The sequence below is a fragment of the Streptomyces sp. NPDC003011 genome (assembly GCF_053591515.1).
The window spans coordinates 1-14,623 of the sequence record NZ_JBSFTY010000076.1 but is presented as its reverse complement, the minus strand read 5'-3'; the positions used below and the strand labels follow the sequence as shown (position 1 = coordinate 14,623).

At 72.2% G+C, this 14,623-nt stretch carries 13 protein-coding genes; 10 read left to right on the top strand and 3 right to left on the bottom strand.

Translation table 11 applies throughout. The annotated features are described in order from the left end of the window. Positions 1-113: 113 nt before the first annotated feature. On the top strand, positions 114-647 hold the full coding sequence (locus ACWD0J_RS31340; RefSeq protein ID WP_451499223.1) for a flavin reductase family protein: 534 nt from the start codon (positions 114-116) through the stop codon (positions 645-647). Positions 648-741: 94 nt separating this feature from the next. Then, complete coding sequence (locus ACWD0J_RS31335) at positions 742-1,929, top strand: phytanoyl-CoA dioxygenase family protein (RefSeq protein WP_451499222.1); 1,188 nt, start codon at positions 742-744, stop codon at positions 1,927-1,929. 241 nt (positions 1,930-2,170) lie between these two features. Here ACWD0J_RS31335 and ACWD0J_RS31330 read toward each other — a convergent pair whose 3' ends face one another. After that, complete coding sequence (locus ACWD0J_RS31330; RefSeq protein WP_451499221.1) at positions 2,171-2,830, bottom strand: NUDIX domain-containing protein; 660 nt, start codon at positions 2,828-2,830, stop codon at positions 2,171-2,173. A 729-nt stretch (positions 2,831-3,559) separates the two neighbouring features. On the opposite strand from ACWD0J_RS31330, the gene ACWD0J_RS31325 reads away from it, so the two are divergent. From ACWD0J_RS31325 to ACWD0J_RS31290, 8 genes are all read left to right on the top strand, one after another. Next, entirely contained in the window at positions 3,560-3,919 is a 360-nt protein-coding gene (locus ACWD0J_RS31325; RefSeq protein WP_451499220.1) for a hypothetical protein, read from the top strand. A gap of 213 nt (positions 3,920-4,132) precedes the next feature. Next, complete coding sequence (locus tag ACWD0J_RS31320; RefSeq protein ID WP_451499219.1) at positions 4,133-5,296, top strand: sedoheptulose 7-phosphate cyclase; 1,164 nt, start codon at positions 4,133-4,135, stop codon at positions 5,294-5,296. Next, positions 5,296-6,414, top strand: a complete 1,119-nt coding sequence (locus ACWD0J_RS31315) for a sugar phosphate nucleotidyltransferase (protein ID WP_451499218.1) — start codon at positions 5,296-5,298, stop codon at positions 6,412-6,414. Before ACWD0J_RS31320 ends, ACWD0J_RS31315 begins: the two co-directional genes overlap by 1 nt. After that, entirely contained in the window at positions 6,411-7,475 is a 1,065-nt protein-coding gene (locus ACWD0J_RS31310; protein ID WP_451499217.1) for an ROK family protein, read from the top strand. The genes ACWD0J_RS31315 and ACWD0J_RS31310 overlap by 4 nt, the downstream gene beginning before the upstream one ends. Further along, on the top strand, positions 7,472-8,395 hold the full coding sequence (locus tag ACWD0J_RS31305; RefSeq protein ID WP_451499216.1) for an SDR family oxidoreductase: 924 nt from the start codon (positions 7,472-7,474) through the stop codon (positions 8,393-8,395). Before ACWD0J_RS31310 ends, ACWD0J_RS31305 begins: the two co-directional genes overlap by 4 nt. Then, positions 8,392-9,498 carry a VOC family protein gene (locus tag ACWD0J_RS31300; protein ID WP_451499215.1) on the top strand — a complete coding sequence of 369 codons (1,107 nt, stop codon included), beginning with the start codon at positions 8,392-8,394 and terminating at the stop codon, positions 9,496-9,498. The genes ACWD0J_RS31305 and ACWD0J_RS31300 overlap by 4 nt, the downstream gene beginning before the upstream one ends. A 31-nt stretch (positions 9,499-9,529) precedes the next feature. Further along, a complete protein-coding gene (locus ACWD0J_RS31295) occupies positions 9,530-10,750 on the top strand; it encodes a glycosyltransferase (protein ID WP_451499214.1) in 1,221 nt (406 codons plus the stop codon). Between the two features lie 60 nt (positions 10,751-10,810). Next, the gene (locus ACWD0J_RS31290; protein WP_451499213.1) at positions 10,811-11,791 is read left to right on the top strand and encodes an isopenicillin N synthase family dioxygenase; all 981 of its coding nucleotides are present in this window, start codon (positions 10,811-10,813) and stop codon (positions 11,789-11,791) included. A gap of 41 nt (positions 11,792-11,832) precedes the next feature. Here ACWD0J_RS31290 and ACWD0J_RS31285 read toward each other — a convergent pair whose 3' ends face one another. Next, entirely contained in the window at positions 11,833-13,758 is a 1,926-nt protein-coding gene (locus ACWD0J_RS31285; RefSeq protein ID WP_451499212.1) for a glycosyltransferase, read from the bottom strand. Positions 13,759-13,919: 161 nt separating this feature from the next. Then, positions 13,920-14,623: MFS transporter (locus ACWD0J_RS31280; protein WP_451499211.1), on the bottom strand; the 704-nt coding region annotated here is incomplete at its 5' end.

Here is a 14,623-nt window from a genome sequence, read left to right as displayed (position 1 = left end):
GGCATGTAGGCGGCGTGTATGACCCTGGAGCAGTCTCTGTCCGAGAGCGGTACAGGGTGCACCGCTTCGCCGGACACTCCGGCTTCCGCCTCCTCGACGAAGGCGATCTTCAGATGGCTGTCTCCCCCGACTCCTTCACCCGTGCCATGAGCCGGGTGCCCGCTCCCGTCACGGTCGTCACGACCATCACCCCCGACGGCCGTTCCTGGGGCTTCACCGCCAGTTCGTTCTGCTCGCTCTCCCTCGACCCGCCTCTGGTCCTCCTCTGTCTGGCCAGGAACGCACATGCGCACTCCGCCTTCACCCTGGCCGAGACGTTCCTGGTCAACGTGCTGGCCGCGGAGCACTCGTCGGTGGCGCTGCATTTCGCCGCGCACGACCGGCGCAAGGTGGCGACGAGCGGGTTCATCCCGAGCGAGAACGGGCTGCCGGGCCTGCCGGAGGCGACCGCGCGCCTGGTCTGCAGCAAGCACAGCGTGCTGGACGGCGGCGATCACAGCATCATCGTGGGCCTCGTCGAGGGCACGCACGTCAGCGACCGGATCCCGCTGTCCTACTGCGACCGGGGCTTCGCCCGGCCGGCACCCCTGCCCCGCCCGCCGTCGACCGACAGGGTTCCCGGAGCGCGGGTCTCGCGCACGCCGTGAGAACACCGCCCGCGCGGTCGCGCGGGCAGCCGTCAGCCAGTTCAGTCGCCCCGGAGGGCGGTGCTGGAACGCCTACTCATGAATGAGGATCACCATGACTCTCGTGGACACGAGGTCGCCGGTCTGGCTCAGTGAAGCCGACTGCCGCCTTGAGGATTTCCGCGCATGCGTCGAGCAGACCACCGACCCAGGTATCTGTCCCACGGCCGACGCCGTCGAGCGGAACATCCCCCTGTACGACTCCCGGCGTCTGGGTTCCCTCGCCGCCACGGGGCAGGGCCGCCGGGAACTCCAGGCGGAGATCGTCCGCGTGCTGTCACAGGGGCCGGGCGTGGCCGTGTTCACGCGCGCCTTCGCCGATCTGTCGGTCGTCGACCGGGCCACCGACGTCTTCACGGCGTTGATCGAGGAGGAACGTGCCGCGGGTACCGCACGCGGGGACCACTACGCCAAGCCCGGCACCAACGACCGGGTGTGGAACGCGATGGAGAAACTCGCCCGCCGGGCACCCGAGGTGTTCGCCGACTACTACGCCAACGACATCGTCGCGCTGGTCTCCGCGGCCTGGCTCGGACCCGGGTACCAGGTCACCTCCCAGGTCAACGTGGTCAATCCCGGCGCCGCCGCGCAACGCGTGCACCGCGACTACCACTTCGGGTTCCTGTCCGACGAACGCGCCGCCGCCTTCCCCCGCCACACCCATGTGATGGCGCCGGTGCTGACCCTGCAGGGCGCGGTCGCCCACTGCGACATGCCGGTGGAGAGCGGACCAACGCTGTACCTGCCGCACTCCCACAAGTACGAGCCGGGCTATCTGGCCTGGCGGCGGCCGGAGTTCGGCGCTTACTTCGAGGAGCACCACGTCCAGTTGCCGCTGAAGAAGGGGGACGTGGTCTTCTTCAATCCGGCGCTCTTCCACGCGGCCGGACACAACCGCACCGCCACCGTCCGGCGCATGGGCAATCTGTTGCAGGTCTCCTCCCCCTTCGGCCGGGCGATGGAGAGCGTGGATCGCGAGGCCATGGTGAACACGGTCTACCCGGTGCTGCGTCAGCGCAAGGCGGAGGGGGCCGACGAACAGTGGCTGCGCAATGTCGTCGACAGCTGCGCCGAGGGCTACTCCTTCCCCACGGATCTCGATCTGGACGCCCCGGTCGGCGGCCTGGCACCGCCCACCCCGGCCGAGACGGTGTGGCAGGCACTCGAGGAAGGGAGGTCCGCGCGGGAACTGGCGGCGGACCTGCGCGCGGCCACGCTACGGCGCGGGGGCGGCGGGCGATGAGTGCTCGCCTCCCGGCCGCGTGCGGTGCGTCGCCGTGTCCGGCGGCGGGGACACCTCCGTGAGCGTCGACGGCGACCCGCCCCACCGGGCCGGCCGGCGGCGGGGCCGTCGTCGCGAGGCGTTCAGCGGTACGTTCCCAGCGGTCTCATCGGTTTCATCGGTTTCATCGGTCTCATCGGTGTCCGCGGATGCGGTGGCGTGCGCTGGTGCGGCGGCCTCCGTGCCCCCGGACACGGCGGTCTCATCCGTATCCGGCGGTGTGGCCGTCGCCGCGTGGCCGGCGTCGCAGGAGCGCGAGGGCCGCCAGCGACGGCGCGTCCACGAACCGGCCGTCCGCCACCATGTCGTCCAGTGTTCCGGCGTCCACCCAGCGCTGCACCATGTCGGCCTCGGTGGCCTCCCGGCGCGGCTCGCCGTGGGTCAGGCCCTCGGCGAGGAAGACCTGACAGCCCTGCGAGGAGTAGCCGTGGGCCACGTGGATCCGGCCCAGCCAGGTGAGGGAGTCGGCCACCAGTCCGGTCTCCTCACGCAGTTCGGTCCGAGCGAGTGCCACCGCGTCCCCCGAGGGACCCCCGGCGCCCGCGGTGCCGTCCGGATCGCCGCCCGCGGCGGATGTCTTCGCCGACTCGGGCCACGAGCCCTGAGGGAACTCCCAGAACCGGCCGCCCACCGGATAGCGGTACTGCTCCACCAGATGGAACCCGTCCCGTTCGCGGGGCACGATCAGGACGAAATCCGGCTTGTCCACCACCCCGTACAGGCCGTCCGAGCCATCGGGGCGGCGCAGCCTGTCCTCACGGACCGTCATCCACGGGTTGCGGTAGGCGAGCCGGGACTCCAGGAGTTCGGGGGCTCCGGCCGTCCCGTCGGTGCGGCGGGCCGGACCGTCGGGCGCCGTCATCGCCGTACCGTCTCATCACGGCCCGGCACCGGGGAATGCGCGGGACGTTCTCCCCCTGCACGAAGGGGACCGGTCCGCCGCCCGGCGGGTTCCGCGCAGCGAGGGCACAGCCGGATCACCGCCGGCCATGGTGTTTCGGACGCGTTGTGCACCTTCGGTACCTCCGGCTTCGGCGAGTTCCGATGCCGCCGTCCCGGTCGCTCCGTCCGGGACGCGCCCCGGGACCAGCGCATCGTCAGTGGATCACGGCAGGCGGAATCGTACCCGGACGGCTCCGGCGGGGAAGGTGGACGAGCGCGTGGCCCGGGATAGGGAACGCGGGGATTCATGGAGCGGGGGCCTGTATCGGCCAGACCTGCTCGGGTGCCATGCCCTGCACGATCGCCGGAAAAGCGGAGGGAGAATGCGGTCGCGTCCCACATCGAATCCCCGAAACCCCGTCCGTTCTGACCGGATCACGACGGTACCGTTCTTGACTCTCCACTCACGTTCCGTTTTCAATGAATCGGTCCGAAGATCCACCGCCCTTTTCATGATCGGCTGCTCTTCCCCTTCCGTGGATCATGCGCAGGTCGACGTCAGCAGGGGAATCGCTGCTGCGGGCAGCTCTCAGAGAACCGAATCTGCGGCGTGGCGGATCACCGTTCGATCACTTCACCCGGACTCTCCGGCAGCTCGGCGGTGATCGTCGCAGAGCACCGCAGTCCCGTCATCCACCGAAGAGGCGAAGTGGCGAGATTTCTGCTGATGGTCCACACCCGTCCGCTACCGGGGCGGGAGGCCGAATACCACCGTTGGTACAACGATTTCCACCTCGACGAGGTGCTGCGCGTCCCCGGGTTCGTCACCGCCGAACGGTGCGCCCCGCCAAGCGGCGAGGACGCGGAGTTCGCCGGGGACGGCACCCACCTCGCCCTGTTCACCGTCGAGTCGGACGACTTCGCGGCGACCGTCGCGACGTTCCGCGAGGCCCAGCGGTCCATGGCGCGGCCTCCCTGCCTGGACCCGGAGAGCGTCTCGCTCACATGGTGGCGTTCCCTCGGAAGCCGTACGACGGCGTTGTCCTCCGCAGCCTCGCCCCGCGCGTAGCACCCTCACCGGTCAGCCGACACATCCGTGGGACCCCACGACCGCCGTTCGCCGTGGAACGGCGGGGGCCGTAGCCAACCCTCGGCGCCCCCAGGCCGGCACCGGGGTGCCCTGGTGCAAAACGAGAGGCGTGACGACATGACAGCCCAGCCCGAATCCGCGTTACAGACCGTGCTGCCCGGCCCCGCGGCACCCGCCGCGCACAGGTGGCGGGTGAGTACGAGCAAGGAAGTCAGCTACGAGGTGCGACTGAGCCCAGACCTCCTTGATCCGGACAACCCGGCCCTGGCCGCGGCGGGCCTGACCGAGACGATCCGGCCCGGGCGCCGGCTGGTCGTCGTCGACGCCACCGTGTACGGCCTGTACGGGACGCGCCTTCGTGAGTACTTCGAGAAGCAGGACGTCGAGTACGGACTGTGCGTCATCGACGCCCACGAGTCCGTCAAGAGCATGGAGACCGTCTTCGAGATCGTCTCCTCGATGGACGCCTTCGGTGTCTCCCGGCGCCGCGAACCCGTCATCGCCATCGGGGGCGGCGTCCTGACCGACCTGGCCGGCCTCGCCGCCAGCCTCTACCGCCGCTCCACCCCCTACATCCGGGTCCCCACCACCCTGATCTGCATGGTCGACGCCGCCATCGGGGCCAAGACCGGGGTCAACTTCCGCGAGCACAAGAACCGGCTGGGCACCTATCACCCCTCCGCCGTCACCCTCATCGACCGGGAGTTCCTCTCCACCCTCAGCACCCGCCACGTGTGCAACGGCCTCGCCGAGATCCTCAAGATGGCCATGGTGAAGGACGCCGAGCTGTTCGGGCACCTCGCGGCCCACGGCGCGCACCTGGTCCGAGACGGGATGCGGGCCGGCGCCGGGCCGGACCGCGACGAGGTCGCCACCGAAGTGATGCGACTGGCCATTCACGGCATGCTCGAGGAACTGGAGCCCAACCTCTGGGAGCACGACCTGCGGCGCCTGGTCGACTTCGGCCACTCCTTCTCGCCCGCGATCGAGATGGAGGCCCTGCCCCAACTGCTGCACGGCGAAGCGGTCTGCATCGACATGGCGCTCAGCTCCGTCCTCGCCCACCGGCGCGGACTGCTCGATGAGACCGAACTGCACCGCGTCCTCGACGTCATGGCCGGCCTCGGCCTGCCCACGTGGCACCCGGTGTGCACCACCGAGCTGATCGCCCGCGGCCTCGGCGACACCATGCGCCACCGCGACGGCCAGCAGCTCCTGCCCCTGCCCGACGGCATCGGGCACGTCCGCTTCGTCAACGACGTCACCCGCGACGAACTGGACGCCGCGCTGCGGGTGCTGCGTGGCATCGGCGCCGCCTCGGTGTCCGTGGGCGTATCCGCGGCCCGGGGGGTCTGATGGACGGGGTACGCGCGGTGCTGCTGGCCGGCGGGGAGGGCCGCCGGATGGGCCCGTTGGGCCAGGGCCGGCTCAAGCCCCTGGTCCCGTTCGGCGGCACCAGCCGGCTCATCGACTTCAGTCTCGCCAACACGCGTGACTCCGGCTTTCGCGAGGTGCTGCTGCTGTCGCAGTACGAGGAACGCCGCCTCATGGACGACCTGCACACGGTGTGGAACCGCACCAGCCCCGGCTTCCGGGTCCACTTCGGGCCGTACGACGCCGTCTACCGCGAGGCCACCGGACCGCTCCCGCTCGCCCTGCCCGAACGGACCTGGCCGGGCGAGCGCGGCACCGCCGACGCCCTGATCCGCAAGGCACCCCACGTCTTCGGCCCGGACACCTCCGAGGTGATGGTGCTCCACGCCGACCACGTCTACCGCTTCGACTACGGCGACATGATCCGCCGGCACCGCGCCGACGGCGCCGCCCTGACCGTGTCCTACCAGCGCATCGAACGACGCTGGGTGCACCTGTTCGGCATGGTCGGCTTCGACGCGGCCGGCAACCTGACGGCCTTCGTGGAAAAACCCGAGCACCCCACGAGCGACCTGGTCTTCGCCGCGTTCTGCGTCTTCGACGCCGCCGTCCTGCACCGCTACCTCGAACGCCTCGACGGCACGGACTGGCAGCAGGACATCAGCCGCGACGTGATCCCCGCCATGCTGGCCGGCGGCGAACGCATCCGGGGCTACGAGGTCACCGGCTACTGGGAGGACATCGGCACCGTCGAGCGCTACCACCGCGCCCACCGGGGCCTGCTCACCGATCCGCCCACCCTCGCCCTGGCCGACCTGCCGCGCACGGTCGCCCCCGGCGTCCCCCGCCGCCGCGTCGCCCACGAGAACGGCGTGCACCGCAGCATCGTCGCCACCGACCTGGTCAACGAAGGCCGGGTCGAGCACAGCGTGGTCTGTCCCGGTGTGCGGATCGGAGCCGGTGCCCGGGTCAGCGACTGCGTCCTGCTGCCCGGCACCCGCATACCCGCCGGCACCGAACTGTCCGCCGCCATCGTGCTGGAGGACGGCACAGTCCAGCCTTGTGAACCCGCACCGGCTGTCGGAGGTGTCGCCCCATGACCACCGCGCCCCTGAGCGCGGGCGGCCCCCGCGTCTCGGTCGTCGCCGACCTCGGCGGCACCACGCTGCGCCTGGGCCGCGTCGCCGGCGGTGTCCTGGACGCGGCCTCCGTGCGCCGGATCCCCACCGAGGGCATCGACCGGCATCGCACCCTGCCTCCCCAGGTCCTACAGGACCAGGTCGTCGAACAGCTCGCCGCGGAACTGGAGGAGTATCTGCGCTCCCCGCACGGTGCCGGCGCGGACGCCGTCGGCGTCTCCTTCGCAGGCCCCCTCAGCAAGGACGGCACGGTCCTCGCCGGTCCCACGCTGTGGGGCGGCACCGCCGCCCCCCTGCCCATCACCGGCATCCTCACGCGCCGGCTCTCCGTCCCCGTCGTCGTCGCCAACGACATCACCGCGGCGGCCTGGCGCTACGCCGCCACCGAACCCGTCCCCTTCTGCCTCATCACTGTCAGCTCCGGCATCGGACACAAGGTCTTCCGGCACGGCGAAGTCCTCATCGACGAGGCCGGACACGGTGGGGAGATCGGCCACTGGCGGGTCGACCCGCGTCCGGACGCCATGCCCTGTGAGTGCGGCGGTCGGGGCCACCTCGGCGGCATCGCCTCCGGCCGGGGAGTGCTGCTCGCCGCCCGCAGCGCGGCCGCCGACGCCCCGGCCGACTTCGCGGGCTCCGCGCTCGCCGGACCCGCGGGCCACCGCCCCGACGGCATCACCAACCAGGCACTCGCCCTCGCCGTCCGCGCGGGGGACCCCTTCGCCACCGCCGTGCTCAGCGACTGCCTGCTGCCCCTCGCCCAGGCCGTCAACTGCCTGTTCACCGCCATCGGCATCCGCCGGTACCTCTTCATCGGAGGATTCGCCGTGGCCGTCGGCTCCCCCTTCCTCCGCCTCCTCGGCGACCAGCTGACCCGCCTGGGCTGTTTCGGCCTCGACGAACGGCAGATCCGCGACATGCTCGCTCTGGGGGCCGCCGACGACGACCACAGCCTGATCGGCATGGCCCGGATGGTCGCCCACACGCTGCCCGCGCCGGCCGACACCGGAGGCCGCCGGTGAAGACCCTCGTCGTCGGCAGCGGCTTCGTCGGCCGCGCCATCGCCCGCCATCTCCTCGCCCACGGCGACGACGCCGTACTGGCCTCCCGCACCCCGCCCTTCGCCGACGGCGCCCCCGTGACACCCGACTGGGTCCCCCTGGACGTCGTCGTACCCGGCGCCTTCGCCAAGGCCCTGCACCGCACCGCCGCCGACAGCGTGGTCCTCGTGCACGGTCCCTCCGACGTCACCTGGTGCGAGAGCCACCCCGGGGAGGCGATGGCCGGCCACGCCGGCGCAGCGCGCCGGGTCGCCGAGGCGGCCGGTGACCGTCGCGTCGTGTTCATCTCCACCGACAACGTCTTCGACGGCACTGCCGTCACCTCGTCGGAGTCCACCCCCACCCACCCCGCCAACGCCTACGGACGCGCCAAGCGCGCGGCCGAGGAGATCCTCTCCGCGCTGCCCGGCGCCGTCCTGCTGCGAGTCAGCCTCATCTACGGCTGGGAGACCGCCGACACCCCCAAGTGGCTCAACTTCTTCGCCTCCTGCGTGCACCGGCTGCGGACCGGCGAGACCATGGCCGCTCCCTACGACCAGTGGACCACCCCCGTCCTGATCGACGACGTCGCCGAGGCCACCCGCGCCCTTCTCACCGCCGCCAATGCCCCGCAGCTGCTGCACCTGGGCGGCCCGGACCGGATCTCCCGCGCCGACTGGGCCGCCGTGATCGCCGCCGGCCTCGGTCTGCCGCGCGAACGTGTCGTCGCCGAGCCCCGCGCCCACGGCCGCTACGCCCACCGTCCCGCGTCCACCTGCCTGTCCAGCGAGCTGCTCGCCACCCACCCGGCGACCGCGGCCCTGCACCCGCGCCCGGTCCCGGAGGCGACCCGTCTGCTGCTCGACCGGCACCTGCCCCCGAGGGTGAGGAGCACCGCATGACGACCGATGCCGACCCGCGCACCGTCCGTCCGGCGCCCGGCGTGCCCACCGCCCGCCGGATCGACCACTTCGCCCTCACCGTGCCCTGCCTGGACGCCGCCGTCAGCTACGCGGTCGACGTGCTGGGCGGGGAACTGGTCTACCGCCTGCCCCCGCTCACCCACGACGACGACTGGATGCGCGCACACCTCGACGTGCATCCCCGGGCCGCCGCCGAGATCGCCCTGGTGCGCCTGGGCCCCACCACCAATCTGGAGCTGTTCGAGTACACGGCTCCCGGTCACGTCGCCCGGCCGCCCCGCCCGCACGACCCCGGCACCCTGCATTTCGGGCTGTACGCCGACGACATCGACCCGGCCCTCGCCGCGCTGCGCGCCCGCGGCCACGGTCAGGCCCTCGGCCCGGTCCGCACGGTGGCCGCGTCCGGCGTCCGCTGGGTCCGCGTGCACACCCCCCTCGGAGTCCCCCTCGAACTGCGGTCGGCACCGCCGGACGCGCCCGCCGCCGGACGCCATGTCCCCGTCGGCCCGTGGACCAACCGGGACGACGGGACCGCCGCGCCCGGCGCACTGCCCACCGTCCGGGGACTGGACCACCTCGCCTACGGGGTGCCCGACCTGGACGCGGCCGAGGACTTCTTCGTCCGGGTACTGGGCGCCGAGCCCCTGGGCCGTACCGTCCACGACCTCGCCGACCCGGCTCTCGCCGCCGCCCTCGGCGTGCCGCCCGGCGGTGTCCTGTACCGCTCAGCCCTGCGCGCCGGGCCCACCGACAATGTCGAACTCGACTGCTACCAGGGTTCGCCCGGTGCCCGCGCCGACCGCCCCCGTAACAGCGACGTCGGCGGCAACCACCTCGCGCTGTACGTCGACGACGTCGACGCCGCCGCGGAGTACCTCGCCGCGGTGCCGGGCTGCGTGGTGCTCGGCGCCCCCGAAACCATCGACGAGGGCCCATTGACCGGCGACCGCTGGGTGTACGTACGCACCTATGTCGGCCTGTACGTCGAGGTGGTCCGCATGCCCGACGGCGAACTCCCCTACGAGCGCAGCACCGCGGCCCGGCGCCGCGCCGCCCACGGTCTGCGGTGGCGGGACCGGTGACCGCGCCCGGCCGACCGACGGAAGGACGCCCGTGAACACTCTGACCCCGACCGATCCCAAGACCCTGGCCTCGGCCGTCGTCACCACGCTCGCCGTGGACGCCGATCCCCAGGCCCGGGAGGCCAGCATCTTCTACTGGGAACGCGGCCTGGACCGCCGCCGGGCGGTGGTGGAGGCCGCCGGGCGGACCGGGGACGAGGCCGTCGGCCGACTCGTCGCCGACCTGCGGGAGCGGCCCGCCGACCCGATGCTGCACCACGCCCTGGCCCGGCAGCTCGTCAAGGCCGCGGAACAGGGCGCCTCCCCCGCTCTCACCACCCTGTTCGAACGGGGCTGGCAGGCTGAGGCCAACTCCCGCCTCGGATATCACCTGGGCCGCGCCTACACCACGGCCGGCCAGGACTGCCGTACCCACGAGGAACTGGGCGCGCGCCCGCCCGGCCCCCGGCTGCGGGAGAGCGACAGACCCGAGGTCCTGGTGGTGATCCCGTTCCGCGACCGCGGCCCCGGACGGCGCCTGCGTAATCTGCTGGCCTGTCTCCAGGCGCTGCGCGACCAGTCCGTGCCGCGCGCCTTTTACCACGTCGTGGTCGTGGAGACCGACGAGACACCGCGGCGGCGCGAGGCCGTGCTGCCGTACACCGACCACTACCTCTTCGCGTACAAGCCGGGCACTTTCAACAAGTCCTGGGCGGTCAACGTGGGCGTCGTCAACGCCCCCGGCAGCGCCGAGATCGTGTGCATCCTGGACGCCGACGCCCTCGTCGACCGGGACTTCGTCGCCCGCAACGCCGCCCGCTTCCAGCGCCCCGGGGTGATGGGCCACCTCAGCTACCGCGACATGTGGTGCCTGGACGAGACGTCGACCTCCAGGGCCATCGACCAGCGGCTGCGGCAGGGTGCCGGCCAGGCCGACCCGGATGGTCTGCGCGCCTTCGTGCTGCGCCGGCCGCCGGGCTGCTGCGTCTGGGTCCGCACCAGTGCCTTCCACCGCATCGGCGGCATGGACGAGCGCTTCGAGGGCTGGGGCGGCGAGGACAACGACTTCGCCTACCGCATGGACATCCATTCCGCGTTCGACCACTACCACGATCCGCTGCTGCACATGTACCACCCGTCCTCCGCTGTGCTGCGCGAGGACGGTGAACTGGTCAACGCCCATATTCCCGCGCTGAGCTGGGGCCCCTCGGCCGCCCCGGTCGGTGACCCCGACCGGTTCGCGCCGCGGCCGGCCCCGGCGCCGGCCGACTGAACCCGCTGTGCCTGTCGACACTGGGCGCGTGCGGTCATCCCGACGACGAAGGGCAGACGCATGTCACGTCACATCCCCGTTCTGGACCTGGCCGAGTGGCGCACGGCCGACGCCGGCCGGCGAGGGGAGATCGCGGCCGAACTCGACGCGTCCCTGCGGGAGACCGGCCTGTTCCTGCTGCGCGGCCACGGCGTGCCGCCCGAGCTGACCGACCGGATGCGCACCGAGGGCCGCGCGTTCTTCGCGCTGCCCGCCGAGACCAAGCGGCGGTACGCCGTCGCCCGTCCCTACGACAACGGCTGGCGGGGCCTGGGCGCGCTGGACGTGAGCGCCGTGGACGGCATGGACGGCATGGCCGGCACCCACGACCTGCACGAGGCCTATCACATCGGGCCGGACCACCGCACCGGCGACGCCGCTTTCGACGCCGCGTACTACCCGGCCAACAAGTGGCCCGAGGAGCAGCCCGGTCTGAAGGCGACCGCGTTGGAGTACACCGGGCACATGACCCGGGTCGCGCACGAGGTGCTGGAGGTCCTCGCCAGCGTGCTGGACCTTCCCGAGGACTTCTTCACCGCCATGTCACAACGCGCCACCTGGACCCAGAACGTCAACTGGTATCCCTCCCTGCGAGCCGTCGGCGGCGTGCAGGAGGGCCAGATGCGGGTCGGACCGCACACCGACTTCGGCACCCTGAGCCTGCTCGACCGCCAGCAGGGCGTCGGCGGCCTGGAGGTGTGGAACGAGGAGGAGGGCTGGTTCAAGCCGCCGTTCGAGGCCGGGACCCTGGTGGTCAACCTCGGGGACCTGATGAACCTGTGGACGGACGGCCGCTGGCGCTCGCTGCGGCACCGTGTCCTCGCGCCCAGCGACAGCGCCCCGGACGAGGAACTCGTCTCGCTGGTCTGCTTCTTCGAGACCGACCCCGACACCGAGGTGGTGCCGCTGCCCGCCCCGGCCGGCGGCGGGCGGGGCATGAGTGCCGTGGTGGCCGGTGAGTCCATCCTGGAGAAGGTCGGCGCCACGGTCACCCTCGGCTGAGGAGGTGCGCCCGGCCGGCGCGCCCCCTCAGCCGGCGTCCCTCAGCCGGCACCGCTCACCGGCAGTTCCGACCACGCCGTGCGCCCGTCCGCGCCGGTCACCAGGACGACCAGGACGGCGTCCTCGGGCATCGGGACCCGGCCGGTGAAGCCGTCGCCGTCCCGGTCCAGCACGATCACCTCCGGGTTGGGCGTGGGCGGCACGATCTCCACCCGCCGTGCGTCCCGCCCGGCCCAGCGCACCCGCACCCTGTCGCCCTCCCGGACGGCCCGGCCGTCGCCCGCCTCGAACGGTTTCGCAAGGCCGGTCCCGGTCCGCAGCGCGTCCCGCACCGACGGCACCGCGTCAGCCGGCCGGGTACCGGCCCGGCACGCCTCGAACACAGCCAGGAAGCGCCGCGCCACCGCCTGCCAGGTGAAGCCGCGCGCCACCGCTACCGAGCGGGCGCGCAGCGTCGCCATCCGGTCGGGCTCCTCGTGCCACACCCGCAGCATCCGCTCCAGGCCGGCCCGGACCGCCTCGGTCAGCAGCGGGTCGTCCATCCGGAACGAACGCGGCAGTGCCAGTCCGGTGGCGCCCGGCGCGTCGAGGTCGGCAGCATGCCCGAAGTGCCGCATGCCGCGCTGGGCGGTGGCCACCGGAACCGATCCGGCGGCCATCGCCTCGCCCATCGCCATCAGGAAGGTGTCCATCTCAAACTTGGAGGGGAACACGCAGAAGTCACTGGCGACCGCCCAGTCCCTGATGGCGGCGTTGCTCATCGGGCCGGTGTCGGCGCGCACCAGGTCCCCGTGGTCCCTGGCGAGGGCGGCGAGGTCCTCGTCGTCCGGGGGCTGTGGCGCCAGGCAGTGCAGCAGCACGTTGCAGCGCCGGCCCTCGTCGAGCAGCGACCGGATGCCCCGGAACAGCTCTCTTTGGCCCTTGTGCTGCACCGAGTAACGGGCGTTGTGGAACAGCGTGGGCAGTGCGGGGTCCAGTCCGAGCCCCGTCAGTGTCCTTTCGCGGATCTCGTCGTCCCGCCGCACGTCCAGCCACTCGTCACCGATCGCGCAGCCGCCGACAACGAGCAGGTCCTGGCGGGCGTGGAGTTCACGGCGGACCGCGAGCCGCTGGAACAGCTCCTCGAAGGGCGTTTCCGCCTGGGTCAAGGCGTGGTCGAGCTGGCCCGCGGACAGGAAGTCCATGGCGGCCACCGACCGCACCACCAGGCCCAGCATGGTGATGTAGTCGTGTCCTTCGCGTTCGGGGTAGTCCCGGTAGAGCAGGGTGCGTGGCAGGAAGCCCCGCATGGCCCGCTCCCTCCGCGAGTCCAGCGGCGGGTCCGCCAGCCCGTGGGCGACCGACGGGTCCGCGTCCATGTGCTCCAGCACGGCGCGTACCTGGGGCCCGTACACCTTGGTGTCCACGGCCAGGTTGGTCTGCACGGTGGAGACCACGTGGAAGCCGTGCCCGGCGAGCAGACCGGGCAGCAGGTAGTGGTGGATCGGCTCGTGCAGGTGCACCACCGTGCCCGGGGGGACCTGCTCGCGCAGGTAGCGCGCCGCCATCGCCTGGAACACCAACGGCTTGAGGAAGTCCAGGCTGCGTCCCTCGAGTTCGCGCGGCGGGTGGAAGCTGTCGGTGAAGGCGTCCAGCACCCCGCCGCTCAGCAGGACGATGTCGATGCCGTCCACCGTGACACGGTGGGCCCGGGCGGTGACGTCGAGCGTGACCGTGGGCGGGAACCCGGGCCATTCGAGGGGGTCGAGCGGGACCGGTATCCGCTCACGGGCGCTCCAGTCCAGGTCGGTGACCTCGTGCTGTTCGGCGATGACCGGCAGCAGGCCGTGGGCGGCGGTCACCGCCCCTGTCTGATGTCCCGCGTCGCGGAACTGCCGGACCAGGTTCCACAGGTAGACGGACGTGCCGGCCTTGACGAGGTGGTCGTCGAATCCGCTGAACTCGAAGTGGCATTCGATGATGCGCAAAGCTCATCCCTGTCGGTCGTATGCGCGAGGGCGGGCGCAGTGCACGGGCGGGATCCGTGGCACGCACGCCCCGCCCGGACTCCGGAGGCTGGACGAGGCGCTGACGGGCGGTGGCGGGCGGACGGGCATGTCGCTGATCGTGCCGCCGGAGGGAGAGCGGTTCACTCGCCCGCGCCGGGGCGGGAGGTGGAGGGGGCTCCGGGGCGGTCACCGGATTGCGGGGAACCGAGGGACCGTGAGGCATCGTCCTGCGCTTCGTCTTCGTGCGGGCGCAGAGCGGAGGCGCCGAGGGCCACGCACAGCACCAGCAGCACGGGCACCCCCAAGGCCGTGGGCAGCCCGGTCACCGTGCTCACCAGGCCGACCACGATGGGCCCGACCAGGAACCCGGTGTAGCCGAGGCTGACCACCAGGGAGAGTGCCGCTCCGGCCCGTGCCGGGTTGCGCCGACCGGCCGCCGAGTACACCTGCGGGGCGATGCACGCCATGCCCGCGCCCAGGCAGGCGAAGCCGACGAGCCCGGCGACCGGGTGCCCGATCAGCAGGGCCGCGAACATGCCCACGGACGCCAGCACACCGCTCGCGCGCACCAGCCGAACCGGCCCGAACCGGGCCACCAACCGGTCGCCGAGCAGGCGGCCCGCCGTCATCGCCACGGAGAACGCGGCGAACGCGGAGGCCGCGGCGCCGGGCGAGCTGCCGAGGCTCTCGTGCATGTACACCGCGCTCCAGTCGGCCGCAGTGCCCTCTCCGACCAGCGCGCACATGGCGAGCACGCCGAGGAAGATCAGGTTGACGGAGACGACGGAGTCCTTGGCGCGTGCTGTGGGCGCTGCCCGAGACCCGGCCGGGGCAAGCCGCTCCG